Here is a 25,839-nt window from a genome sequence, read left to right as displayed (position 1 = left end):
GTGCGGTTCCTCCAAGGTTTGATGGCACCTGAACAGTACCGTTGTCGGCTCGACCCTGACTCGAACGGATGAGGAGAGAACCACCGTGCCCGCCCCGCTCCCCGGCCCTGACACCCGCATCGTCGAAATGAGGGTGTCCGGACTCGTGGGCACGAGCGGCGAGACGCTCCTCGACACGGTCCAGACCGTCGACGTCGCCGGCGACGAACTCGGCCGCGTGGTGCGCCCGGCCGACCGGCTGCGGCGCCCGGCTCCCGGTCCGGTGGTGCCCGCGCTCGGCCGGTCGATCCCGCGCACCGTCGAAGGCTACCTGTGGAGCGGCATGACGTCCGGCGGCGTCGCGAAGGCCGCCTGGGCGCTGCTGTTCCCGTTCTCGCTGGCGAACGTCGCGTTCTGGATGCTGCCGCCGGTCCACCGCGGCCGCTGGCTCGGCGGCCTGTGCCGCGGTCTGCTGCGGATCGCCGCGGTGCTGCTCACCATGCTGCTGGTCAGCCAGGTCGCGGCGGCGGTGCTGGACCTCGTCGCGACGCAATGCCTGGCGCCCGGACGCGCCTGCCTCACCTGGGTGACCCCCGAACTGCGCAAGGGACCGCTGCGGATCGGCGTCGGGGTCGCCGTGCTCCTCGCGCTGGTCTACGCCCTGCACCGGATCTCGTCGACGAACTGGCGAGTCCGCCCGCCCGATCCTCCCGTCCGCCAGGGCGTCCCGATGCGGTTGCGCGCCGATCCGGAGGCGCCTGGAATGTCCGCGACACACGCGGTCGCCGCACTCGCCTGCATCTCCTTGCTTTTGCTGGGCGGACCCTTCCACGTGCCCACGAAAATCCCGCAGTTGATCGCGTGGATCTGCACCCTCGCCCTGGTCCTCGCGGTTTTGCTCGGAGGCGCGATCGGCAGCGACACCGGCACCATCGCGCGCCGAAGCTTGATCACCTTCGCGACGCTGCTGGTCATCTTCGCCACCGTGCTGGCCGCCCCCGTCGACAACCGGTTGCCCGGCGTCGACAACACCGTCGAAGGACTCGGCGGCGCTCTGCTCGTCGTCACCCTGCTGTTCGCACTCGCGCTGATCCCGTCGGCACTGCTGGCCCGCTCCGCCTGGCGCGACCGCCCACGCCGGCTCCGTCCGTGGCTCGGCGGCTGGGCAGCAGCCCCGGTACTCGCACTCGCCGGCCTTCTCGGCGGCGGTTTCGGCGCCGGACTGGCAATCGCCATCCGAAAACTTCTCCGCGCGGAGAAACTGGCGCTGCCCACGACGTACGACCTGGTCACCGTCCTGTGGGGAGGCGGTCTAGGCCTGATGGCCCTGCTCGCCATCGCCGGGTACGCCATCGCCGTCCCGCTGCGCCGCCGCCGACGCGGCATCCCGCCCATCGTCGAACTGATGGAACACGACGAACAACAAGAACAAGACGCCGCCCGAGCCTGGGCCCGCTCAGCCTGGGAACGCCGCCACCTGCACCACCTGGCCGTGATCGTCGCGCTGGGCCTCTGCGTCGGCGCGATCGCACTGCTGGTCGTGCGGTTCGGTTTCAACCTGCAGCCAGGCTGGTTCACCACCGTGTCGGCGATCGGCGTATTCGCTCTGGGCGCGCTGGCCGCCGGCCTGCTGCGAGTGGTCTACTCCGCGGCCCGCTCCCCCCAACGAAGCCGCCACCTAGGCGCTCTGGCGGACCTGGTCTCGTTCTGGCCGCGCGCCGCCCACCCCGGCGTACCCCCTTGCTACGCGCTGAAGGTCGTCCCCGAACTGGCAGCACGAGTCAAGGAACACCTCGCCGAGCCAGGCACGCGAGTCGTCCTGTCCGGCCTGAACCTGGGCAGCATCCTCACCGTGCTCACGGCAGCTCAACTCAGCGCCGAACTCCCCCCGAACGAACGCGACCGAGTCGGCCTCCTCACCGCAGGCTCCCCCCTGCAGTGGGGCTACCAGCGCGCCTTCCCCGCCGTCCTGCCACAGGATTCGCTCGCCGACTTGTTCTCGTCACTGGACGGCCGCTGGCGCGCACTGTGCCGAGGCACCGACATCTTCGGCGGCGGCGTAACGACCTGGCGCCACCAAACAAGCAACGGCCACCTGCTGGGCGAGGGCTACCTCCCGGACGGCAAATGGGGAGCCCTGGAAACCACCCCAGACGACGCAGGAGTCCTCATCCTCGGCGGCGACCACTGGGTCCCCGACCCCCTGCGAGCCCCCGACGGCCGCAGCCGCTGGGCCCCCGGAGTCCTGAAACACACCGAATACCTGGCCGACCCAGAGTGGGACAACGCCGTAGCAATGGCCGCAGGCCTAGGCCGCCCCAACGGCCGCGCCCGCACACTAGGCGAACAAGGCTCCCTCTTCGGCGACCTGCCCCGCCCCCGCTAATCCCCCCTTGTCCTGAGGGCCACCCTCACAGCCGCTGATTCCCCCAGGGTTCCCCTCACGACCCTTTCGCGTACGTGAGGGCCACCCTGAGGGAACCTGATTCCCTGAGGGTTCCCCTCACGACCCGCTCACGACCCGAGCGAGTCCGTGAGGGCCCCCTTCACGGACCTGGATTCCCTCAAGGAGCCCTTCACGGCCCACCCCCGCCAGCCGCGGCCGCCGGGGTGCTGGCCCCAATGCCACATTCGTTGCGTCCCACGCACCGAACGCCACATTGGGTGCGTCAGATGCACCCAATGCCACATTGGGGCGCTAGCCCCGCCACGAACAAAACCGCAGCCGATGCACCCGCCATCGAGGCACCCAGCCCCAAACCGCAACCGATGCACCCACCCATCGAGGCACCCACACCACCCCCGCACCCCGATACGAAGCCAAAAATGCGGGCGGCGGGTGTTTGTCAAGGCATCTTTCCCGCCTTGACAAACACCCGCCGCCCGTCAGCACAATCAGCTTCGGGGTGCCCCGCCGCACCAACCGTGCGCAATGTCGCCGCCAGGCGGCGAGCCGAAACCCCGAACCGAATCAGTTAGTCCCGCGCCGCCGAACCTTAAGCAGCACCAGCAACGCACCACCGCCAACAATCAACACCCCGGCAACCCAAAACAGCCAGGCATTGTCGAACCCAGTGTTGGCCAACCCGCCACCAGTCCCGTTCTGATTCCCAGCCGGAACCACAGCCGGAGCACTGGTCGTAGTAGCAGGAGCAGAAGTCACACCCCCCGGCACCGACGACGTAGTCGGCGCAGGCGTAGTGCTAGGAGCCTCCGAAGTAGGCTGCGACGGAGCCGTGGTCGGAGTCTCCGAGACCGGCGGCTTGGTCGGCGTGGTCTTGGTCCCGCAGGCGAACCAGTGGCTGATCGTCGGCAGCTGGTCGCCGCGGTTGTACGGCGAGCGCAGCTTCTCCCACGGCGGCGTGGCCGACATGCCGCGCTCACCCGGCACGTACACGTTGAACCCGGGGCCGCCCTTGACCACGATCGCGGTGACCGTGACGCCCTCGCCCACCGCTGTGACGTTCAGGTACTTGTCCTTCTGCGTGCCGCCGGTGACGGTGAGGTCGCCAGCGCCGAGCAGGTCGCCGGGCACCTTCGCCTGGGCACAGGTGGTCGCGTTGCCCTCGACCGGCTTCGCCCGGCCGTCGTCCGTGGTGCAGGCGAGCGCCGAGGTCGCGGTGCCGAGCAGGGCGAGTCCGGCCACCGCGGCGACCGTGAAACCGGCACGCAGTCTGGTGCTGATGGGCATGGAGTTACTCCTCAGGGAAAAATCCGAACGGGGGATAACACACGCGGAGAACTGCGACCCTCCGTAGGAACCCCGACCACTGTTCGTGCGAATTACCCGAGAGTGATTAACCCGTCAGAGGGAAGACGACGCGGAGGGTATCGCACGCTCAGCACGCCTTCCCTGGTGGGCCCGAGTAGTCACCCGAACCGAGATCCGCGAGTTGCGCATCCGTGACCGACCATGCGAAACGGCCCGCCGCCCACAGGGGGCGACGGGCCGCTCGTCAGCGAAAACAGGTCAGTCGGCGACCGGCGGCGCGGGTTCGGAAACCGTCCCGCCCTGGTCGACGCCCGACTGCCGCTTCCCCAGCAGCGAATGCCGGCGGCTGTAGGCGAAGTAGATCACGACGCCGATCACCATCCAGGCGACGAACCGCAGCCAGGTCAGCACGGTCAGGTTCAGCATCAGCCACAGGCAGGCCAGGATCGCCAGCGGCGCGATGACCCACACGCCCGGCACGCGGAACGCGCGCGGCAGGTCCGGGCGGCTCTTGCGCAGCACCAGCACGCCCGCCGACACGAGGATGAACGCGAACAGCGTGCCGACGTTGACCATTTCCTCGAGCTTGTCCGCCGGGAAGAACGTCGCGCCCGCCGCGACCAGCGCACCGACCACGAGCGTCGCGCGCTTCGGCGTCCCGCGGTCGCTCGTCTTGGCCAGCGAACGCGGCATGAGGCCGTCGCGGGACATCGCGAAGATGATCCGCACCTGGCCGAGCATCAGGACCATGACGACGGTGGTCAGACCGGCCAGCGCGCCGACGGAGATGACGTTCGCGGCCCAGTCGACGCCGTTCGCGGAGAACGCGGTGGCGAGCGTCTTGTGGCTGCCGTCGCCCGCCGAGGTCGACAGATCGGTATAGGGCACCATGCCGACGACCACCAGCGACACCGCGACGTACAGGACGGTCACGATCGCCAGCGAGCCGAAAATGCCGCGCGGCACGGCCTTCTGCGGGTTGCGGGTCTCCTCCGCGGTGGTCGCGACGATGTCGAACCCGATGAACGCGAAGAACACGATCGACGCGCCGGCCAGCAGGCCGAAGATGCCGAACGAGCTGCTGCCGCCGCCGGCGAGGAGCGAGAACAGCGACTGGTCGACGCCGCTCGACCCGGATCCGGCGGGCTTGCCCTCGGGCACGAACGGCGTGTAGTTGCTGGACTTGATGTAGAAGAAGCCGAGGATGACCACGAACAGCACGACGGCGACCTTGATGCCGGTGATCACCATCGAGAACCGCGACGACAGCTTCGTGCCGAGCACCAGCAGCGTCACCAGCGCGGCCACGACGATGAACGCGCCCCAGTCGATGCCGAAACCGCCGCCGAGATCGATCGACGTCTTGGTGCCCTTGCCGAAGATGTAGTCCAGCACGGTCTGCAGGTACGACGACCAGCCCTTGGCGACCGCGGCGGCGCCGACGGCCAGCTCCAGGATCAGGTCCCAGCCGATGATCCACGCCATGAACTCGCCGAAGGTGGCGTAGGAGAACGTGTACGCGCTGCCCGCGACCGGGACGGTGGAAGCGAATTCGGCGTAGCACAACGCGGCGAGCGCACAGGCGATCGCCGCGATCACGAACGCGACGGACACCGAGGGACCGGCGAAGTCCCCTGCCGTGCGCGCGGTGAGCGTGAAGATGCCGGCGCCGATGACCACCGCGACGCCGAAGACCGTGAGGTCCCAGGCGCTCAGGTTCCTGCGGAGTTTTGTCTCCGGTTCATCGGTGTCCGAAATGGACTGCTCGATCGACTTAGTGCGCCACAACCCAGTGCCGGGCAACGTTGACCTCCTGCGGTGACCTTCGTGGGGACCGGGCGCCACCCTAGCCTGTCAGTTGGGCGCCAGCTGCCCGGACAGTCAGCGCGTCTCGCGGTCGAGGTCGGGCTCCAGGTAAATCAGCGTCGCGACGGGGACTTTCGCGCGCACGCGGGCCTCGGCGTCGTCGATCGCACCGGCGATCGCGGCGGTGTCGAGACCGGGCACGAGCGCGAGCTTCGCGGCGACGAGCAGTTCGTCCGGGCCGAGGTACTGGGTGCGGATGTGGATGACGCGCTCGACCTTGCCCGCGGCCAGTTCGTCCACAATGGTCGCGAGATCGGTTTCGGTCGCGCCCTCGCCGATCAGCAGGCTCTTCATCTCGATGATCAGGATGACCGCGATGACGCCGAGCAGCACCCCGATGAACACGGTGCCGATGCCGTCGAACACCGGATTGCCGGTCAGCACCGAAAGCCCGACGCCGAGCAACGCGAACACGAGACCGAGCAGCGCGCCGGAGTCCTCCAGCAGCACGACCGGCAGTTCCGGCTCCTTGGCCTGGCGGATGAACCGCCACCAGCTCGCATTGCCCTTGATCTTGCGCGACTCGCCCATCGCGGTGTAGAAGCTGTAGCCCTCGAGGCAGATCGCGACGAGCAGGATGATCACCGCGACGACCGGTGTCTCCAGCGGCTGCGGCTCGATGATCTTGTGGATGCCCTCGTAGAGCGCGAACGCCGCGCCGAGGGTGAAGAGCATGAGCGCGACGATGAACGAGTAGAAGTACCGATCGCGGCCGAACCCGAACGGATGTTCCTTGGTGGCGCGCCGCTTCGAGGTCTTCTGCCCGAGCAGCAGCAGCCCCTGGTTCGACGTGTCGGCCAGCGAGTGCACCGCCTCCGCCAGCATCGACGACGACCCGGTGACCAGGAAGCCGACGAACTTGGCCACCGCGATCCCGGCGTTGGCGGCGAGCGCCGCGATGATCGCCTTGGTTCCCCCGCCAGCTGACACTTCCCGCTCCCTGCTCCGCGCCCGAATTGCCCGGTGGGAGCCTAGAGGAACCTTGGCGAAGGGGAGCGCTGGGCCTGACAATCAGCTGGTCAGATCACAGCTCGCAAGCCCCGGCGGTAGCCCGGAACAGCTGCGACCGCTCCCCGCCCAACGGGCGTACCCGCACCGCCGGATCCGCGGCGGGCAGCCAGACCGACTGTCCCCTCCGCAATTCCGCCTGTTCCCCGTCCGAGGCGAGCACCAGGAGGTCCCCTTCGGTGCACAGCAGGATCTGCGGACCGGCCGAATCGACCTCGATCTCGGTGTCCTCCCCGGCCGCCCATTCCATTCGGGACAGTTCGAATTCCGGGGCGTCCGTGTGGTACACCGCCATCCGCTGGCCGGCGCATTCTCCGTGCTGCACCGGCATTTCCCCGCACGCGAAGTCGACCACGCGCAGCAGCTCCGGCACGTCCACGTGCTTCGGGGTGAGGCCGCAGCGCAGGATGTTGTCCGAGTTCGCCAGGATCTCCACCGCGGTGCCGTGCAGGTACAGGTGCAGGTTGCCGGCAGGCAGGTAGATCGCCTCGCCCGCACGCAGGGTCAGGCGGTTGAGCAGCAGCGCGGCCAGCACGCCTGCGTCGCGCGGGTGGGTTTCGCCCAGTTCCAGGATCGTGCGGCATTCGGTCGCGAACTCGCCGTGGTCCTGGACGTGCCGGACGCACGCGTCGAGCACCTCGGGCAGCAATTCGTCCAGCGCGGACTGCGGCAGCGTGATCCAGGTGGTGAACAGCGCGCGCAGCCCGGCGGGGTCCGGCTGGGCTTCCAGCAGGCCGGTGTACTTGCCCAGCCCGGGCGTCTCGATCGCCTTCAGGAGCTTGACCGTGCGGTGCGGGTCGCGGAACCCGGCGAGCGCGTGGAACTCCGTCAGCGCGCAGACCAGCTCCGGCTTCGCCGTGGGGTCCGGGTAGTTCCGGTTCGCGGCGTCGCGCGGGATGCCCAGCTTCTCCTCGCGGGCGTGTCCCTCCGCGGCCTGCGCCGCCGACGGGTGCGCCTGCATCGACAGCGGTTCTTCCGCGGCGAGGATCTTCAGCAGGAACGGCAGCCGGTTGCCCCAGCGCCGCGCGCAGTCCTCGCCGAGCTGGCCGACCGGATCGGCGTCGACGAGTTCGAGCAGGCTCACCTCGGCGCCGTCCGGGCCGAGCACGTGCGACGGGTCCCCTGGGTGCGCTCCCATCCACAGCTCGGCCTCGGGGTGCGGCGCCGGCACCGGACGTCCCTGCAGCTGCGGGATGGCCGTTCGCGATCCCCAGGCGTAGGGCCGTACGGCGTTGCGCAACAGCTCCACTGTCAACTCCCAATCCTTCCCGTCGGCACTGGGCCGACGCACGCGGCGGCGGAACCGCCTGCCCGCGTTCCCCCCTGCTCCCTCAGGCGGAGGCCGGTTCGTATCTCCCGGCCCCGCCGATGCTGCCCGCCGCCAGCCCCAGGTACACCGCGGCCAGCTCGAACCGCAGCGCCAGCACCGCGGCGCGGACGATCTCGTCCGCCTCGATCTCCTCGGCGGGCGCGATCAGGTCCGCGCCCGGCAGGAACTCCTCGGCCTGGTACCGGGCCGCCTCGGTGGCCGGACCGGTCCGCACCGACAGCAGCAGCACCCGGGTCGCGACTCCGCCGGGAGAGTCGTCCGGGTCGGCGAAAATGTCGCGCTCCGCCCCGCCGGACTGCGCGACCCGGCGCAACGCCGGGCGGGCCAGCGCCTGCCGGTAGTCCTCCACGTCGCACACCAGCGCGGCGTGCGCGGCGAAGGCGTGCGCCGCGTGCTCGCCGACCGCCACCGCGACCGGGTCGAGCCCCCACAGCAGCGGCACCCGGTCCGCGACCCGCAGCGCGAGCGCCTTCGCCGGATTGGCGAACGATTCGCGTGCCAGGTAGTCCTTCTCCGCTTCGAGGTCGAGCTGGTCGGCGAGCGCCTGCACGTCCGCGACCAGCAGGCCGAGCGCGTTCGCGGTGAGCAGCCCGGCCGCCAGCCCGCGCGGGAACGCCAGCTCCGGCGGCACCGGCACGCGCGGCGCGAGCAGCACGCCCTTGCCCGCCACCGATGCCGCGACCGGCCCTTCCGCCGGCGCGGACAGCACCACCGACGCGCCGAACCGGGCGGCGCGCTCCAGCGAAGCGGCCAGCTCGCGGTCGCCCGCGTCGTCGGTGTGCGCGAACACCACGTCGAGCGCGCCGATCCAGGCCGGCACCGATTCGGCCACCACGACCGGCACCGGGCACGACGGCGTGAGCAACGCGGCCAGCAGCCGGGTGAGCGTGCGGCTCACCCCTGGCCGGTCGATGAGCACCAGCGAACGCGGACGCCCGACGTCCAGCCGTTCGCTCAGCTCCAGTTCGGCCGCCGCCTCGGCGGTGGCCCGCACCTGCGCACCGGCCATCGCGGCGGCGCGCAGCAACCCCGCGCGGTCGGCATCGGCCAGCCGCGCGGAGTCGTCGAGCAGGGAATCGTCAAGCATGGTCAAGCACTGTCGCCGTGGTCAGCGGCCGAACCGGGCAGCGTCGCCTCGTCGAGCAGCAGCACCGGGATGCCGTCGCGGACCGGGTACACCCGGCCGCATTCGGTGCAGGTCAGCGCGTCGGCCTCGGCGTCGTCCGGCGTACCGGGACGCAGCGGGGCGTGATCCGGCGACGGGCACGCGAGGATCTCCAGCAGCTGTGCGTCAAGCGTGATGGCCATAGTTCCTCCATACCACGCGTCGTTGGGGTGTTGAGGGCGCCTTCCGGACACAATCCGGCGCCAGCCGGTCAGGCCCGGACAATGGCCAGCACCTCGGCGGTGAGCGCCTCGACCGCGGCCCGGTCGGCGGCCTCCACGTTGAGCCGCAGCAGCGGTTCGGTGTTGGAGGGGCGCAGGTTGAACCACGCGCCGCCGGGCAGCTGCACGGTGAGGCCGTCCAGCTCGTCGATCTGGACGCCGGACTTGCCCGCGTACGCGTCCTTCACCGCGAGCATCCGCGCGACCTGGTCGCTGACCGTCGAGTTGATCTCGCCGGACGCCGCGTAGCGCGAGAAGTCCTGGGTGAGCGCGGACAGCGGGCCGTTCTGCTCGCCGAGCGCGGCCAGCACGTGCAGCGCGGCCAGCATGCCGGTGTCGGCGCGCCAGAAGTCGCGGAAATAGTAGTGCGCGGAGTGCTCGCCGCCGAAAATCGCACCGGTGCGCGCCATCTCGGCCTTGATGAAGGAGTGCCCGACCCGCGTCCGCACCGGCTTGCCGCCGTGCTCGGACACGATCTCCGGCACGCCCTTCGACGTGATCAGGTTGTGGATGACCGTTCCGCCCGGCTCCTTGGCCAGCTCGCGCACCGCGACCAGCGCGGTGATCGCGCTCGGGGACACCGGCTCGCCGCGCTCGTCCACGACGAAGCAGCGGTCCGCGTCGCCGTCGAACGCCAGCCCGGCGTCCGCGCCGACCTCGCGCACCTTGGCCTGCAGGTCGACGATGTTGGCCGGGTCGAGCGGGTTGGCCTCGTGGTTCGGGAAGGTGCCGTCGAGCTCGAAGTACATCGGCACGACCTCGATCGGCAGCCCCTCGAAGACCGTCGGGACGGTGTGCCCGCCCATGCCGTTGCCCGCGTCGACCACGATCTTGAGCGGCCGCGAGCCGGAGAGGTCGACGAGGTTGCGCAGGTAGGCGGCGTAGTCGCTGAGGACGTCGCGCTCGGAGACGGTGCCGCGCTGGCCGTCGAAGGCGGGAACGCCCTGCTCGACGGTGTCGCGGATCTCCGCGAGGCCGGTGTCCTGCCCGACCGGCGAGGCTCCGGCGCGGCACATCTTGATGCCGTTGTACTTCGCGGGGTTGTGGCTGGCGGTGAACATCGCGCCCGGCAGGTTGAGCGAACCGGAGGCGAAGTAGAGCTGGTCGGTGCTGGCCAGGCCGATCGTCACCACGTCGAGGCCCTGGGAGGTCACCCCGTCGGCGAACGCCGCGGACAGTTCCGGCGACGAATCGCGCATGTCGTGGCCGATCACCACGGCCGGCGCCTCGGGTTTGATGAGCAGCGCGAACGCGGCCCCGAAGTCCCGGACGAGGGCGGCGTCGAGCTGTTCGCCGACCACGCCGCGAATGTCGTAGGCCTTCACGATGCCCGAAAGGTCTGGCACGCCTTCTCCCCGCCGCTAGTTCCGTGGCGACGCCACTCGCGCCGCGGGCGAAAGCCTACCGGTCGGGAGGATGGCTCAGGCGCGCCCCGGGAGGACGCGCAGATGGCCGCGCCTGCCGGAGGGCCCTTCGGGCTCGGGCTGCGCGGGCGGGACGTCGGAGCGACCGGCCTCGCGCACCGCCTCGGCCAGCGCGGTCAGCTCGTCGGCGGACTGCTCCGGAGCGGCGAAGGCCCCCTCGTGGCGGACGACTTCCCAGCCCTTCGGGACGGTCAGCCGCAGCGCGTGGGCCTCGCAGAGGTCGTAGGAGTGCGGTTCGGAAGCGGTGGCCAGCGGTCCGACGACCGCGGTCGAGTCCTGGTAGGCATACGTGAGCGTGGCGACAGCGGGTTCGAGGCAACCCGTTCGCGAACATTTCCGTACGCTCCGCACGATCCGAAACGATAGCGCGTCGCCGCAAGCGAGTACCGGCGACACGCGCGTTCCCCTGGCGACCGCATAGACTTGGCCGGTGGCGACGGCTCGTGACTACCGACAACGGCAGCGGCTGCGACGGGACCGGCACGGCCGGGGCCTGCGCGGAACGCTCTATCCGGCGACCCTGCCAGCGGCCGCGAGCCGCGCGGAACGCTTCGACGCGCTGGTGCTGGACGCCCTGGAACCCATCGAGGCCCGCTGGCGACACGAGCTGACGAAACTGGACGTAGCGGTAGACGACGTCCCCGAAGTCCGGATGGACGGCCGAGCCCCCGCAGACGGAGTGCTGCACGACGGCGCAGTGCCCCTGTCGAGGCTGGTCCCAGCCGGAGTAGACCGAGCAGGCCTGCCCACCCGCGCCCGCATCGTGCTGTACCGACGCCCACTGGAAGCACGCGCCAAGGACCCGTCAGAACTGGCAGACCTGGTCCACGACGTCCTGGTAGAGCAGGTCGCAGGCTACCTAGGCGTAGAACCAGACGTCATCGAAGGCGACTGACCCACCCACCGCGCCCCGAGGCCACCCACACCGCCCCCAACCCCGATCCGAAGCCTCCCTGCGGTTCGGGGGTGCTTGTCAAGGCATCTTTCCCGCCTTGACAAGCACCCCCGAACCGTCAGCACAATAAAACTTCGGGGTGGCGGGCCCCCATAGCGAGCGCAATGTCGCCGCCAGGCGACGAGCCGCTCAGTCCCGCCCCCGAGAAGGAATAGCCGTCAACGCCGTAAACAACACCGCCGCCAGTTGCACCAGCAGCAACAACCCCCGCTCAGTCCCAGGGAACGTCACCGACACCTCCGAAGACTTCGCAGGCACCGACACGGCCACCTGATGCCCCCAAGCAGGCACGATCGGCACCGCCTTCCCGTCGACACTCGCCTGCCACCCAGCCTCCTGCTCAGCCGCCAGCACGAGCAACCGCCCAGTGGGCCCCTCAGAAGCCCGCACCCGCACGTCCGGCAACCGAGCAGCCACCGGCGAAATCCCCGGATTAGTCCCCGGCGCACCCCCACCGGTCACGGCCTGCTTGGCCAACTCCGGCGAGATCAACGCCACCTCCCCGGACTTAGGCAGCAACCGCAACGTGGGCCGCCCGTCCGACATAGGCGCAGCCACCGCAGCAAGATCACTGGCCGCCGCGGCGAACGCCCGGGCATCCGTCCCCACCGGCAACACCACGTACTGCACCCCAGAAGCCGCAGCAGCCGCGAACACCCGCTTCAACGCCGCGACATCCCCCTGCCCCAGCCCCCGCCGCCAGTCGGCCAGCCGCTCCGGCGTCCCCTTGACCGGCGCGAGCTCATCGTCCCCGAAGAGCGCCAGCCGACCACCGGTCTGCCGCACCTGCCCCGCGCTGACATCCAGCACCGAACGCCCCGTAGCCGCGACATCCGCCGCCACCTCAGGCGCAAGCTGCGGCCGCGCCGTCGCCGTCAACGGCCCCTCGGACCCAGTCGCGACCGCCCCCACACCCAGCGCAGCCACCACCACAACCCCAGCGACCGCGAGCACCTTCGGCAACCAAACCGCAGGCACCGCCGCACCGCCCCGCTGCCAAGTAGCCAGCACCGCCCACAACAACCCGGCCCCGACCACCAGCAACGGCACCCCGGCGTACCCAGACGCGGGTGCCCCGCCCTGCATCGGCGTCAGCTGCACCTGCCGCACCAGCACGACGCCGATCAGCCCCAGCACCGCCAGCGCCAACCAGCCAACGACCTGCTTCCGCGGCCGCACCACGAGCGCGACCAACGTCGCCGCGAGCACCACCACCCCGATCGGCCACGCTCCCGGCCCACCCGGCGTAAGCCCGGCAAGATCCGTAGCGGACGCGGGCGCGGCCGGACCGCCAAGACCTTGCAGCAACAGTTCCGGATGCCGCAGCAGCACAGTCGGCCACGGCAGCAGCAGAACCAGCGGCAACAGCACCACGATCCCGACCGACGCCACCCGCCGAGCCAGCCCGGACGGCGCGGGCAGCACCACGAACCCGACCAGCAGACCCACCAGCGCCAGCCCGTGCGCGAGCGGCGAGAACGCGCCCAGCAACGCGACCCCGAACGCCGACAGCGCCGAGACGTGCAGCCACCGCGTGCCCGGCCGAGTCAGCAACCGAACGATGCCCGCGACCACAAGCGGCAGCACGAGATGCACCACCACCACATCGAGCCGCCCCTGCGCGACCGACGCGGTCGCGGCAGGCAGCAACGCGTACGTCGCGGCAACGGCAGCGCGCACCCAGCGGCGCACGGCGAGCTTGCGAGTGGCGACGTACGCACTCAGCGCGGCAAGCGGGATGTCGCCGATGAGCAGGATCGCCACGAGCGCGGCCGGACCGCCGATCGGGGCGAAGATCGCGCCGATCGTGCCGAGCACCGGCAGCGTCGCGGGAGCGGGCGCACCGGTGCCGCCGGCGACCGAATGCCACGGCGACAGGTACGTCGACCAGATCTCGCCGAGCCCGCCGACCGGCAGCAGTTGGCCGCCCCACAGGTCGAGACCGAGCCGGCCGCGGTTCAGCACCAAGGCCAGCGCGGTGAGCAGAACGACCAGCACCACCGGCGGAGCGAAGACGGTCGCGGCGAGCACGCGTCGCCGGTTGACCTCCACGAACACCAGATCCGGTTCGGGCGCGGCGGGTTCCGGACGGGGCGAAGGCGACGGCTGGGCCGCGGTCTCCTCGGCCGGTTCAGTGTCCTCTTCGGACACCGGCGCTTCCGGCAGCGTGACCGCGACGACCGTGCCCGGCCGGCGCAGTCCCCGGCCGCGCGTGCTCAGCCCGCGCAGCGCACCGGCGGGCAAGGCGTCCGGACCGACCGGACGCGCGCCGGACGCGGCGAGCGCCTCCGGCGGAATCCACGCCGACTCCTGCTCGACGCTTTCCGGCACCGTCCCGAGTGCTACATCGCTCTGCACCCCGCGCCGGACGAGTCCAACCACGCCGGCGCTGATCGCGTTGCGCAGCCTCGCGATCCGGCTCGTGAAGAGCCCGCGGACAGTGCCGGGCCGCGGCTGCTCGCGCCGCCGCGCCCGGGCCGCACGGAGATTTCCCTTGCCCCCGCACAGGTATCCGAGCGCGGCCAGTTCCGCGCCCGCTTCGGTGGTGCGCCGCAGCACGAAGAACACGAACGCGCGCAGCACCAACAGGACCGGCAGCCGGACGAGCCCGAACCAGAACGACGGGGTCGAGCAGTTCACGAGAAAGACGCGTACGCCGTGCGAACGGTTCAGCGCGGCCAGCGGACGACCGGCGGCGTCCGGGGTGCGCTGCCCGGTGGACACGGCGCGAGCGTGCCGGACGCGCGCGGAGGGCACCGACAGCACTAGCGAGCCCGCCGCGTTGGCGCGCCAGCCGAAGTCGAGATCCTCGCGCAGCAACGGGAAGTCCTCGTCGTAGCCGCCGAGCGCGTCCCAGAGTTCCCGCTGCACCAACGATCCGGCGCTCGGGACGGCGAGGACCTCGCTGGGTTCGCCGTCCGGCGCGGCCATCTGCTGGCGGTGCCCGGAGGCGTCGGTGGACAGCCCCGCCTCGACGATCAGCCGCGGATCGGTCCAGTCGGTGCCGAGCGGCCCGAGCACTTTCGCGGACGGGTTTTCCTCCGCGGCGCGCACGAGCTGGTCGAGGCAGTCGGGTTCGGGGGCGCAGTCGTCGTGCAGCACCCACAGCCACGTTCCCGGGTCGCCCCACCGTTCCACCGCGTGCGCGACGCCCGCGGCGACCGCCTCCGCGAACCCGGTTTCACTCGTCAGAGTGACGACTCCGGACAGCACCGGCTCCTCGGCGGCCGCGCCCGGTTGCGCTGCGTCGGCGAGCAGTTTCGGGGTACGGTCGGTGGATCCGGTGTCCACGGCGAGCACGTGCCGCGGACGGACTGTGCTGCGCCGCAACGCGGAAAGCGCCAGCGGCAGCCATTCTTCGCCGTCGTGACAGACCACAATGGCCAGAACGGGCAACGTCCGCACAGCGGGCGGAACGACGATGCGAGGCAAGAACGGCTCCTGCTCGGACGGGACGATGGGTGCGGTCACCCTACGGCCTGCGCGGACCCGCGGGCACCGGCCCACGCCGCGCGTCCGGCGGATCCCACCGCGTGGACGAACCGAGCACGAGAAAAAGTCCGCGAACGCCGAACCGGCGCGCTCACGTGAGGAACCGGCACCCGATCCAGCCGCGAGATCCGCGGCACACCGGGGTTTCAGCGGCGAAAGACGAAGATCACAAAGAGAACCACGGCACAGCACCGATTTTCCGGCCGCCGTGACGGTACTTCTGCCCTCAGGCCCGCCGCTGGCGGCGGCCGCACGAATCCGGCGAATGTGCCCGGCGCCACCTCGGCGAGGACTCCCATCCCGCCGTGCCGCGCCGGCCGCAGCACTCGCTCACCGCCGCGCTCGCGGCGGGGCGCACCCCCGGCCCGTGTGGACCGGGGGAACCGAAACCCGTTTAGACAGCCCGTTTCTTCAGCTTGCGACGTTCCCGTTCGGACAGTCCGCCCCAGATGCCGAAGCGCTCGTCGTGCGCCAGCGCATACTCGAGACAGTCGTCCTTGACCTCGCAGCCAAGGCAAATCCGCTTGGCCTCGCGGGTCGAGCCGCCCTTCTCGGGGAAGAACGCCTCCGGGTCGGTCTGCGCGCACAGGGCGCGCTCCTGCCAGTCCTGCTCCTCGGGGACGTCGAAAAGGTCGGTCAGATCCCCGAGCTGCTGCTCCGGGTTCTCTCCCCAACCCACGACGTGCCCCCATTCCCTGTTGTCCGCTTCCAACCGCACGTCCGCCTCCTCGCTCCTACGCACTCCCCAGGCTGGCGGTGGTGAAACGACACCCGCTGCCCCCTCCGACAGCGAATGACATCACTGTGATTACACCTGTGTAGTGCGGCCAGGTCAAGCCGAGTAGCGAGTTCGGGGGATCTCTGTGCCCGGGTGCGCAAGGGGACACGCCGAAGACTTCACACCGGGCATACGGAAGACTGGTGGGGTGCAGAGATCAGCAGTGCGTCCGAGCCCGATCTTCCTCGGCATCCTCGCCGTCGCCGTCGCCGGTGGTTTCCTGGCTGCATACGGTGATTCCACGACTCTTCTCGGTTCCCGCGACCCGATGTTCATCGCGGGCGTCGTGCTGCTCGTCTTGGGCGGCTGGATGGCGTCGCTGACGCTCCACGAGTTCGGGCACGCCTTCGTCGCCTTCCGCGGCGGTGATCACGAGATCGCTCACAAGGGGTACCTCTCGCTGGACGTCCGACGCTATGCCGACCCCGTCCTGTCCTTCGTGCTGCCGCTCATCTTCTTGCTGATCGGCGGCATCCCGCTGCCGGGCGGCGCGGTGTGGATCAACCGCGGCGCGCTGCGCAATCGCGCGACGGCGTCGTGGACCTCGCTGGCCGGTCCGCTCAGCAACCTCGCCGTCGGCGCCGCGCTGTGCCTGGCGACGATGCTGATCCCGATGGCGACCGGCCTCTTCTACGCGATGTCGTACCTCGCGCTACTGCAGATGATGACCTTCCTGATCAACATCCTGCCGGTGCCGGGGCTGGACGGCTGGGGTGCGCTGGAGCCGTACCTCTCGCCGCAGGCGCGGGCGTTCGGCGCGCGGGTGCGGCCGTGGGCGCCGCTGGTGCTCTTCGCGCTGTTCTTCCTTTTCCGGCCGGTGTCGGATCTGCTCTGGACGATCGCCGGGCACATCTACGAACCGCTCGGCGGGAACGCGGCCGCGGCCTACATCGGGCAGAGAGCGTTCCTCTTCTGGCACTGACCGCTCAGGCCCACTCCCGGTGGGCCATGAGCCAGGCGTGCGCGCGCTTCCAGACCTTTTTGAGCCCGGAGCGCTCGCCGAGGTAGTCGCCCGCCGCGCCGACCACCGGCAGCATCCCGAGCGCCCGGTGGAACCATCGGCCGCGCGGGCGCTTCTCGAGTTCGCCGGTGATCCCCCACAGCGACTTGCCCAGGTGCCAGAGCGTGCTGGCGACGGCTTTCGCGGTCACCTTGCCGTGTTTGCGGTGGGATTCGTCGAGTTCCTCGGTGAGCCGCGCGGTCTCACTGTCCTCAGCGGACTTCGCGGACTTGTCGTGCTTGGCGCCCGACGCGAGGTCGGCGTCGATGTCGCGTTCGAACAGCACCGAGGCGATCAGCCGGACGCGGCTGCCGACGTCGGTCACGCCGTACTCCCCCGCGATCGCGCACAGCACCAGTCCCTGCGACGCCGCGCCGAGGGTGTCCTGCACCGGCAGCCGGTCGGCGAGCGCGCCGCCGAGCCCGGGGATCGAGGTCAGCAACGAGGTGAGCCTGCCGACGCGGTTGACCCACCAGCTCGCGCGCTGGTCGATGTCCATCGCCGCCCATCCCGCGGTGCCCGGCACCTTCACCGAGGTCAGGGCGCGGAGCATTTTCTTCTTCAACCCGGCGTCGACGAATTCGCCCTCGCCGCGCCGGGCGCGCGCCTGCATGCCGAACGGGTCGGCCTCGCGCAGCGCGTCGATCATCGGCGCGCAGGCCCGGACGAACGGACGCAGGATCGCTACGACCTGACGGTCCGAAATGGCCTCAGACACCGACGCCTCCCTTCGCCGCGGCCCGGCCGAGCCCGCCGCCGAGGACCAACGCGGCGGGCAGGGCGCTCGCGCCGAGCAGCAGCAGCGCGCGCCAGTCCTGGACGAGCACGACGTCGCCGCCCGGACCGAACAGGCCGACCCCGAACACGACGAGTACCCACACCAGCAGCGGCACGAACGACAACCCCGGGCGGACGAGCTTCGCCGCGGTCAGCACGAGCCACGGCGTGGTGACCGCGCCGACCACCGCGGTGACCGGCAACGGCACCTCGCCGAGCGGGCCGACCCGCAGCGGGAGGAAGAACAGTTCGAGCAGTGCCAGCACGACCGCGTCGAACGCGAGCAGCGCCAGCATCAGCCGCTGGTCGCGAGTGAGCGGGGCGGACACCGTCACCACCCGCCGAACAGATCGGTCTCGGCGCCGGCCGCGTCGCCGTGGGCGAGCACGAAGTATTCGGCGGACGGGATCGGCTGCGCGATGCTGTTGGTCAGCGCGAAGTGGCTGACCGCGCCGTCGACCACGGTCAGCTGGGTTTCGTGCGCGCGCAGTGCCGCCAGCTTGGTCTGCCGGTGCGCGGAGATGTCGACCACGGTGGTGATCTTGCCGTCCGGAGTGGACGGAAGCTCGCCGTCGTCAGCCACCCGGAACGGTGATGTTCCGTCGGCGCGCAGTTCGGCGAGCCCGGCGGCGAGCGCGGCCTCGGACTGGACCACGTGGAAGACCCGCTGGACCGACGGGGCGTCCGGGGCCGCCGCCATGGTGATCTCGTGCGCGCGGATGTGGTCGGGATGGCCGTAGCCGCCGAAGGAGTCGTAGGTGACGACTACCTGCGGGGCGAAATCGTCGATGAGCTCGCGCAGCTGAGCGGTCTGCTCCGCCGCCGACCCGCCGGTGAACGCCCGCGGGTGCTCGGCAGCGGGCGTGCCCGCCATGCCCGAATCGCGCCACCGGCCGATGCCGCCGAGGTACTCGTGCCGGGCAAGGCCGAGCGCGGCGGCCGCGGCGGCCATTTCCCCGGACCGGTACCCGCCGAGCTGGTCGGCCTCCGCCGCGACGAGCCGCGCCAGCCGCGGCGGGACGATTTCGCCCTCTTCGCCGAGCGTGCAGGTCACGACGCACACCTCGGCGCCCTCCGCGCCGTAGCGGGCGATGACGCCGCCGGTGGCGATGCTTTCGTCGTCCGGGTGCGCGTGGACCAGCAGCAGCTTCCGCTTCACGCCCTCAGGTTAATGACCGTCGCGTCCGCGCCCGGGAGGCCGACCCCCGGCGCGGCGCTCGGGACCGGAAATCGGCGGCGTGCACGGGAAAATGCATTCGCATCCCACCACGTCGGACCAGCGTCCCGGACCGTGGGCGTTCCCTTCCGCGGAACGTTCCGCGGTTCGGAATACGCGGGCAAGGACGCAAGATGCTCGGAACACCCACCGAGCACCTCTCGCCGTCCGGGCCGCCGTGTCCGCGTTCGGCGACGGGCGCGTTCTTTCGCTTCACGAGATCGGACCAATTTCTTGTCACTTCGGGTTCGTCGCGGCCGCGTGACTACTCCATTAGCTGGGGTACCGCGTACGGAACGGGGCGGTTATTGTCCGCCGGGCCTATCGGTCCGCTGGACTGAACTGCCACTCGAACCGGTTCCGAATTTCCGTGATCAACTACTGACCGTAGTCGATCAAGTGCGGAAACCACGGTGCAACCAGGGGGCACGAGATATCTGTTCCGCAACGATCTCACTGAGAGTGTCCGGATCGATAGGTTTGCCGTCTGTCCAATGCCTAAGTTTCACGGCTACGGTGAGCAACGCGATACCGATCGGTGCTTGCGCGTCAGGAAGAGCCGCCTCGCAAACCCGCGACGGCGTCGAGCAAGGAGAATGAATGTTAGTGACGACTAGGTCGCGCGCCGCGAAACTCGGCGCGTTCGTCGCGGGCGCGGCCCTTCTGCTCTCCGCATGCGGTGGTGGCGGAGGCGGCAACAGCGCGGTGCAGACCGGGCAGGCATTCGCCGACTGCGACAAGAACCCGAACACCTGCAACGCGGCACAGGCCGATCAGCTCCAGCAGGGCGGCGACGTCACCTACGCGATCGAGAAGAACGTCCCGAACTGGAACGTCATCTCGGCCGAGGGCAACGTCTTCGAAACCGGCGAGGTGACCAAGGGCCTGCTGCCCTACACCTTCTACGCGACCCCCGACCTCAAGCCGGTCCTGAACAAGGACTTCGTCGAGTCGGCCGAGGTCACCAGCACCAGCCCGCAGACGGTCGTCTACAAGCTGAACCCGAAGGCCGTCTGGTCGGACGGCACGCCGTTCTCCGCCGACGACTTCATCTACAACTACAAGGTCCAGAACGGCAAGGACTGCCCCGACTGCGCCGCGGCCAGCACCGCGGGCTACGACCAGGTCAAGTCCGTCACCGGCTCCGACAACGGCAAGACCGTGACGGTCGTGTTCGACAAGCCGTTCACCGACTGGAAGCTGCTCTGGAGCTCCGGCGGCGCGATGTACCCGGCGCACCTGGCCAAGCAGCACGGCGACACCAACACCCCGGCCGGCCTCGCGTCGTCCTTCAAGTGGTTCGGCACGACTGTCCCGACCTGGTCGGGCGGCCCGTGGAAGATCTCGAAGTTCGTCAACAACCAGTCGGTCACCGAGGTCCCGAACGACAAGTACTGGGGCGCGAAGCCGAAGCTGAACAGCGTCATCTTCCGCGTCATCACCGACGCGACGCAGGAGCCGACCGCACTGCAGAACAACGAAGTGCAGGTCATCTACCCGCAGCCGCAGGTCGACCTGATCAACCAGGTCAAGAACATGCCGAACATCTCCTCGTTCATCGGCCTCGGCCTGACCTGGGAGCACTTCGACTTCAACCTGAAGAACCCGGCGCTGGCCCAGAAGCCGCTGCGCCAGGCGCTGTTCACCGCGGTCAACCGCAAGGACATGATCGCCAAGACCGTCGGCCAGTTCACCAACAAGGTCGAGCCGCTCAACAACCACAACTTCGTGCCGCAGCAGACCGGCTACAAGGACACGGTGAGCGCGACCGGCCAGGGCTCCGGTGACATCGAGAAGGCCAAGAAGATCCTGACCGACGCGGGCTACAAGCTGGCCAACAACCAGCTGTCCGACCCGAGCGGCAAGCCGATCCCCGAGCTGCGCATCCGCTACACCGTCGGCAACCAGATCCGGCAGAACGAGTGCGAGCTGTTCGCGCAGACCGCGGCTCAGCTGGGCGTCAAGGTGAAGGTCCAGTCCACCGACGACCTCGGCCAGACCACCACCAGCGGCGACTACGACGTCATCGTGTTCGCGTGGGTCGCTTCGCCGTTCCCGTTCGGCGGCGCGATCCAGAACTGGGGCACCGGGCAGGGCAACAACTACGGCAAGTACAGCAGCCCGCAGGTCGACAGCCTGATGGCGCAGGCCAACGCCGAGACCGACCAGACCAAGGCGGCGGACCTGCTCAACCAGGCCGACCAGATCATGTCCGAGGACGCGTACGTGCTTCCGCTGTACCAGAAGCCGACCTTCATCGCCTCGTCGGACAAGATCGCGAACATCCGCAACAACTCGACCCTCGACGGGCCGGTGTACAACATGGCGGAGTGGGGCATCCGGAAGTGATCAACGACCGGTAGATTCCCGCAGGACAACCGGTGAAGGGCCGGCCGCAAAGCCGGCCCTTCACCGTATCCGCGAACAATTGCCCTTTTAGTTCCCGAACACCACGATTGCCCCGTTACGTCGCCAAGGCCTGCCACCACGAGCGGCGGGCGCCGGCAGAACACCGTCCAGAGCAGGAAGACCTCCATGCTTGCCTTCGCACTGCGCCGGCTTTTCGTCTCGGTGCCGATCCTCATCGTGTCGACGTTCGTCGTCTTCGTGATGGTGTCGCTTTCGGCCAACCCGTTGACCCCGCTGATCGCGAGAAACCCGCCGCCGCCCCCTCGCACCATCGAGCTCGAACGCATCCGGCTGCATCTCGACCAGCCGATTCTCGAGCGATACTGGCACTGGATCACCGGCGTGCTGCACGGTGATTTCGGGCCCTCGGTCCAGTCCACCATGAACATCGGCAGCGAGGTGTTCGGCCGGTTCGGCGTGACGCTGCGGCTGATCGTGCTCGCCATGGTGGTGGCGCTGATCCTCGCCGTGCTGATCGGCGTGATCAGCGCGTCGCGGCAGTACTCCAAGTTCGACTACACCGCGACCTTCTTCGGCTTCCTCTTCCTGTCGATGCCGTCGTTCTGGTTCGCCCTCGTACTGAAGCAGATCGGCATCTCGATCAACACGACGGTCGGCGACCAGGTCTTCTACACCATCGGTTCCTCGTCGGTGGTCGCCGCGGGCGGGTTCTGGTCCCAGTTCGGCGACGTGCTCGGCCACCTGATCCTGCCGACGATCTCGCTCGCGCTGACCAGTTACGCGGCCTGGAGCCGCTACCAGCGCGCGTCCATGCTCGAGGTGCTCAACAGCGATTACGTCCGTCTCGCCCGGGCCAAGGGCCTGCCGCGCTGGACGGTCACGCGCAAGCACGCGCTGCGCAACGCGCTGATCCCGCTGACCACGGTGACCGCTCTCGACATCGGCTCGATCCTCGGCGGTGCCGTGGTGACCGAGACCGTGTTCCAATGGCAAGGCGCGGGCGCTTTCCTGCTGGACGCGATCAAGCGAAGCGACGTGTACGCGGTGGAAGCGTGGCTTCTCATCGCGGCCACGTTCATCATCCTGCTCAACTTGGTCGCCGATCTGCTCTACGGCCTGCTCGACCCGAGGATCCGCTATGCCTAACGACGTATTCGACACCCCGCCCACCACCCTGGGCGGTGCTCGGTTCGCTCCGGACGACCCGCAGACCCCGCAGGGCGCGCCGGAACGCGAGTTCACGGTCAAGGAGCGCAGCCAGGCTCAGCTGGTTTTCCGGCGGTTCCTGCAGCACCGGCTCGCGATGATCAGCCTCGTCGTGTTCGTGCTGATCATCCTGTTCGCCTATGTCGGAGCCGCGATCTGGAAGTACAACGCGGCCGACATCACCGACCAGAACTCGGCGCCGCCCTCGGGCGACCACCCGTTCGGCACCGATGCGGTCGGCCACGACACCCTCGCGCAGGTCATGCGCGGGACGCAGATCTCGCTGCAGATCTCGATCCTCGTCGCGATCTTCGCGACCGTCGTGGGCACGGTGTGGGGCGCGGTCGCCGGTTATTACCGCGGCTGGCTCGACACGGTCCTGATGCGCATCGCCGACCTCGTGCTCACGCTGCCGCTGCTCGCGGTGGCCGCGGTGCTCGGCCACCAGTCCGGCGGCACGTGGTGGCTGATCGCGGTCGTCATCGGCGGGCTTTACTGGGCGTATGTGTCCCGGGTGGCGCGCGGTGTCGTGCTTTCCTTGCGCGAGAAGGAGTTCGTCGAGGCGTCGAAGGCGCTCGGCGCGAGCGACAGCCGGATCATCTTCCGGCACCTGGTGCCCAACGCGCTCGGCGCGATCATCGTCAACCTGACGATCCTCGTGTCGATCGCCATCCTGCTCGAGACGGCGCTGTCGTTCCTCGGCTTCGGCGTGCAGCCGCCGGACACCTCGCTCGGGCTCCTCGTGAGCAGCGCGCAGACCGCGATCGACACGCGGCCGTGGCTGTTCTACTTCCCGGGCATTTTCATCATCCTGATCGCGCTGACGATCAACTTCATCGGGGACGGCCTGCGGGACGCGTTCGACCCCCAGCAGACGAAGGTGCGCGCATGACCGAGAACGGCTCGCAAGGACGCGGCGGCGATCCCGTCCTCGTCGTTGAGGACCTGACCGTGCAGTTCCCGACCAGCGAGGGCGTGGTCAGCGCCGTGCGCGGCGTGAACTACCAGCTTCGCCGCGGCGAGGTGCTCGGCATCGTCGGCGAATCGGGTTCCGGCAAGTCGGTGACCTCGCTCGCGGTGATGGGCCTGCTGCCGAAGACCGCGAAGGTGTCCGGCTCGATCCGGTTCGGCGGGCAGGACCTGCTGAAGTCGAGCGAGAAGGAACTGAACCGGGTCCGCGGCAAGGGCATCGCGATGGTCTTCCAGGACCCGATGACCTCGCTGAACCCGGTGTACACCGTCGGCGACCAGATCGCCGAGGCGATCACCGCGCACCACGACGTGCGCAAGGACGTCGCGAAGAAGCAGGCGATCGAACTGCTCGACCTGGTCCGCATCCCGAACCCGGCGCAGCGTGCGGACGAGTACCCGCACCAGCTGTCCGGCGGCATGCGCCAGCGCGTGGTGATCGCGATCGCGATGGCCAACAACCCGGACGTGATCATCGCGGACGAGCCGACCACCGCGCTCGACGTGACGGTGCAGGCGCAGATCCTCGAGGCGCTGCAGGCCGCGCAGAAGGAAACCGGCGCGGCGATGGTGCTGATCACGCACGACCTCGGCGTGATCGCGGGACAGGCGGACCGGGTGCACGTGATGTACGCGGGCAAGGTCGTCGAGTCCGGCACGGTCGACGACATCTTCTACAACCCGCGGATGCCGTACACGCTGGGCCTGCTCGGCAGCCTGCCGCGGCTGGACGTGAAGACCGACCGGCTCACGCCGATCACCGGTTCGCCGCCCGCCACGCAGAACATGCCGCCGGGCTGCCCGTTCAGCCCGCGCTGCCCGCTGTCGCAGCCGATTTGCGACGAGGAGGAGCCCGCGCTCGTGGCGGGACCCAACGGCCAGCACGCGGCCTGTCACTTCACCGAGCAGGTCGTCGGGAAGGACCCGGCCGAGCTGTTCAGCGCCACCTCGGCCGACGCGGCAGCCGTCCCGGTCGCCGTGGAGGCCGCCGCGACCGACACGGAGACGAACCGATGAGCGAGGCCACGACGGGGCAGGCGCCCGTCCTCTCCGCGCAGAACCTGGTCAAGCACTTCCCCATCCGCGGCGGCGGCCTGATCCGCCGCGTCTCGGGGGCCGTGCAGGCGGTGTCGGACGTGTCGTTCGACATCTACCCGCACGAGACGCTCGCGCTGGTCGGCGAATCCGGCTGCGGCAAGTCGACCACCGCCCGGGTCGCGCTGGCACTGCAGCCGCTCACCAGCGGCAAGGTGACCTACGAGGGCAAAGACCTCGCGACGATGGGCAAGCGCGAACTGCAGCGGCTGCGGCGCAGCATGCAGATCGTGTTCCAGGACCCGTACGCCTCGGTCGACCCGCGGCTGCCGGTGAACGAGATCATCGCCGAACCGCTGCGCATCCACGGGCTGTACGAAAAGGGCGGCAAGCAGCAGGTCCGCGACCTGATGAAGACCGTCGGCCTGCGCCCGGAGCACGGCAACCGGTTCCCGCACGAGTTCTCCGGCGGCCAGCGCCAGCGCATCGGCATCGCCCGCGCACTCGCGTTGAAGCCGAAGGTGCTGGTGCTGGACGAGCCGGTGTCCGCACTGGACGTCTCGATCCAGGCCGGCGTGCTGAACCTGCTGAAGGACCTGCAGGCGGAACTCGGCTTGTCGTACCTGTTCGTGTCCCACGACCTCTCGGTGGTGCGGCACGTGGCCGACCGGATCGCGGTGATGTACCTCGGCAAGATCGTCGAGACCGCGCCGTCGGAGGAGCTGTTCCAGACCCCGGCGCACCCGTACACGCAGGCGCTGATCTCGGCGATCCCGGTGCCGGACCCGCGCAAGGAGCGGACCCGGCAGCGGATCGTGATCACCGGCGACGTGCCCAGCCCGGCCAACCCGCCGTCGGGCTGCCGGTTCCGCACCCGGTGCCCGAAGTTCGCGAACCAGCTGGACGACGCCGGACGCGAGAAGTGCAAGACGGAGGAGCCCGCTTTGGTGGACCGGGGGCACGCGCACCCGGTGGCTTGCCACTTCGCGGAGAGTCTGCAGTTGATCTGACGCAGGGTGTGGAAAAGGGGCCTCGCACCTAGCGGTGCGAGGCCCCTCTTGCATGACCGGCCGAGCCCGGGGGGTGTGGCGCGCGACCTCGTTAGGGCGATGCGCAGCGTCAGCCGCGCGGCATGGCTTCCCCGCTTCCGCTGACGTCCGTGAGGGCCACCCTGAGGGAATCTGATTCCCTCAGGGTGGCCCTCACGGACGTTCGCACCGGGCCGAGCGCGGTCCTCAAGCAGCGACTTCGCGCGAGGGTTCCGCCCGCCACTGCAGGCTGGCGTGCGATGACGAGGTCCGTGAAGGGCTCCTTGAGGGAATCTGACCTGGATCCA

General features: G+C 69.6%; 21 protein-coding genes. 8 read left to right on the top strand and 13 right to left on the bottom strand.

Annotated features, from left to right (window positions below):
- Positions 1-127 precede the first annotated feature (127 nt).
- The gene (locus EIZ44_RS07465) at positions 128-2,365 is read left to right on the top strand and encodes a hypothetical protein (protein WP_134728214.1); all 2,238 of its coding nucleotides are present in this window, start codon (positions 128-130) and stop codon (positions 2,363-2,365) included.
- Positions 2,366-2,950: 585 nt separating this feature from the next.
- On the opposite strand, the gene EIZ44_RS07460 is transcribed toward EIZ44_RS07465, so the two are convergent.
- The 8 genes from EIZ44_RS07460 to EIZ44_RS07425 form a co-directional block, all read right to left on the bottom strand.
- A complete protein-coding gene (locus EIZ44_RS07460) occupies positions 2,951-3,670 on the bottom strand; it encodes an LPXTG cell wall anchor domain-containing protein (RefSeq protein WP_134728074.1) in 720 nt (239 codons plus the stop codon).
- A 279-nt stretch (positions 3,671-3,949) separates the two neighbouring features.
- A complete protein-coding gene (locus tag EIZ44_RS07455) occupies positions 3,950-5,494 on the bottom strand; it encodes an amino acid permease (RefSeq protein ID WP_134728073.1) in 1,545 nt (514 codons plus the stop codon).
- A gap of 78 nt (positions 5,495-5,572) precedes the next feature.
- The gene (locus tag EIZ44_RS07450; protein WP_037816609.1) at positions 5,573-6,487 is read right to left on the bottom strand and encodes a cation diffusion facilitator family transporter; all 915 of its coding nucleotides are present in this window, start codon (positions 6,485-6,487) and stop codon (positions 5,573-5,575) included.
- Positions 6,488-6,581: 94 nt separating this feature from the next.
- Positions 6,582-7,814, bottom strand: a complete 1,233-nt coding sequence (gene manA, locus EIZ44_RS07445; protein ID WP_037816612.1) for a mannose-6-phosphate isomerase, class I — start codon at positions 7,812-7,814, stop codon at positions 6,582-6,584.
- Positions 7,815-7,896: 82 nt separating this feature from the next.
- Positions 7,897-8,982, bottom strand: coding sequence for a hypothetical protein (locus EIZ44_RS07440; protein ID WP_037816614.1), 1,086 nt, complete (start codon positions 8,980-8,982; stop codon positions 7,897-7,899).
- Between the two features lie 2 nt (positions 8,983-8,984).
- Complete coding sequence (locus EIZ44_RS07435; protein ID WP_037816616.1) at positions 8,985-9,203, bottom strand: Trm112 family protein; 219 nt, start codon at positions 9,201-9,203, stop codon at positions 8,985-8,987.
- Between the two features lie 68 nt (positions 9,204-9,271).
- Complete coding sequence (locus EIZ44_RS07430) at positions 9,272-10,627, bottom strand: phosphomannomutase/phosphoglucomutase (RefSeq protein ID WP_037816618.1); 1,356 nt, start codon at positions 10,625-10,627, stop codon at positions 9,272-9,274.
- Between the two features lie 75 nt (positions 10,628-10,702).
- Positions 10,703-11,056, bottom strand: a complete 354-nt coding sequence (locus EIZ44_RS07425) for a DUF3499 domain-containing protein (RefSeq protein ID WP_037718335.1) — start codon at positions 11,054-11,056, stop codon at positions 10,703-10,705.
- A 79-nt stretch (positions 11,057-11,135) separates the two neighbouring features.
- Between EIZ44_RS07425 and EIZ44_RS07420 the strand changes: the two genes are divergently transcribed.
- A complete protein-coding gene (locus EIZ44_RS07420; RefSeq protein WP_037816621.1) occupies positions 11,136-11,600 on the top strand; it encodes a metallopeptidase family protein in 465 nt (154 codons plus the stop codon).
- 189 nt (positions 11,601-11,789) lie between these two features.
- Here the strand turns inward: EIZ44_RS07420 and EIZ44_RS07415 are convergent, their stop codons facing one another.
- Positions 11,790-15,065 carry a glycosyltransferase gene (locus EIZ44_RS07415; protein ID WP_439098587.1) on the bottom strand — a complete coding sequence of 1,092 codons (3,276 nt, stop codon included), beginning with the start codon at positions 15,063-15,065 and terminating at the stop codon, positions 11,790-11,792.
- A gap of 481 nt (positions 15,066-15,546) precedes the next feature.
- Complete coding sequence (locus EIZ44_RS07410; protein WP_037355639.1) at positions 15,547-15,870, bottom strand: WhiB family transcriptional regulator; 324 nt, start codon at positions 15,868-15,870, stop codon at positions 15,547-15,549.
- A gap of 223 nt (positions 15,871-16,093) precedes the next feature.
- Here EIZ44_RS07410 and EIZ44_RS07405 point away from each other — a divergent pair, with 223 nt between their 5' ends.
- A complete protein-coding gene (locus tag EIZ44_RS07405) occupies positions 16,094-16,852 on the top strand; it encodes a site-2 protease family protein (protein ID WP_037816623.1) in 759 nt (252 codons plus the stop codon).
- A 4-nt stretch (positions 16,853-16,856) separates the two neighbouring features.
- Here the strand turns inward: EIZ44_RS07405 and EIZ44_RS07400 are convergent, their stop codons facing one another.
- From EIZ44_RS07400 to mshB, 3 genes are read right to left on the bottom strand one after another with little or no spacing between them, the layout of a single operon-like run.
- Positions 16,857-17,648, bottom strand: coding sequence for a hypothetical protein (locus EIZ44_RS07400; RefSeq protein WP_134728071.1), 792 nt, complete (start codon positions 17,646-17,648; stop codon positions 16,857-16,859).
- Positions 17,641-18,042, bottom strand: a complete 402-nt coding sequence (locus EIZ44_RS07395; protein ID WP_134728212.1) for a hypothetical protein — start codon at positions 18,040-18,042, stop codon at positions 17,641-17,643. The genes EIZ44_RS07400 and EIZ44_RS07395 overlap by 8 nt, the downstream gene beginning before the upstream one ends.
- Positions 18,039-18,866 carry an N-acetyl-1-D-myo-inositol-2-amino-2-deoxy-alpha-D-glucopyranoside deacetylase gene (gene mshB, locus EIZ44_RS07390; protein ID WP_134728070.1) on the bottom strand — a complete coding sequence of 276 codons (828 nt, stop codon included), beginning with the start codon at positions 18,864-18,866 and terminating at the stop codon, positions 18,039-18,041. The genes EIZ44_RS07395 and mshB overlap by 4 nt, the downstream gene beginning before the upstream one ends.
- A 657-nt stretch (positions 18,867-19,523) precedes the next feature.
- On the opposite strand from mshB, the gene EIZ44_RS07385 reads away from it, so the two are divergent.
- From EIZ44_RS07385 to EIZ44_RS07365, 5 genes are all read left to right on the top strand, one after another.
- Complete coding sequence (locus EIZ44_RS07385; RefSeq protein WP_134728069.1) at positions 19,524-21,272, top strand: ABC transporter family substrate-binding protein; 1,749 nt, start codon at positions 19,524-19,526, stop codon at positions 21,270-21,272.
- 186 nt (positions 21,273-21,458) lie between these two features.
- The gene (locus tag EIZ44_RS07380; RefSeq protein ID WP_037816627.1) at positions 21,459-22,439 is read left to right on the top strand and encodes an ABC transporter permease; all 981 of its coding nucleotides are present in this window, start codon (positions 21,459-21,461) and stop codon (positions 22,437-22,439) included.
- Positions 22,432-23,391, top strand: coding sequence for an ABC transporter permease (locus tag EIZ44_RS07375; protein ID WP_037816628.1), 960 nt, complete (start codon positions 22,432-22,434; stop codon positions 23,389-23,391). The genes EIZ44_RS07380 and EIZ44_RS07375 overlap by 8 nt, the downstream gene beginning before the upstream one ends.
- A complete protein-coding gene (locus tag EIZ44_RS07370) occupies positions 23,388-24,485 on the top strand; it encodes an ABC transporter ATP-binding protein (protein WP_134728068.1) in 1,098 nt (365 codons plus the stop codon). The genes EIZ44_RS07375 and EIZ44_RS07370 overlap by 4 nt, the downstream gene beginning before the upstream one ends.
- Entirely contained in the window at positions 24,482-25,513 is a 1,032-nt protein-coding gene (locus EIZ44_RS07365; RefSeq protein WP_037816630.1) for an ABC transporter ATP-binding protein, read from the top strand. Before EIZ44_RS07370 ends, EIZ44_RS07365 begins: the two co-directional genes overlap by 4 nt.
- The last annotated feature ends 326 nt before the right edge of the window (positions 25,514-25,839 follow it).

This window comes from Amycolatopsis nivea, from assembly GCF_004522235.1.
Lineage (GTDB): Bacteria > Actinomycetota > Actinomycetes > Mycobacteriales > Pseudonocardiaceae > Amycolatopsis > Amycolatopsis nivea.
The sequence above is the reverse complement of the archived record's forward strand: the minus strand, read 5'-3'. Positions and strand labels throughout refer to the sequence as shown.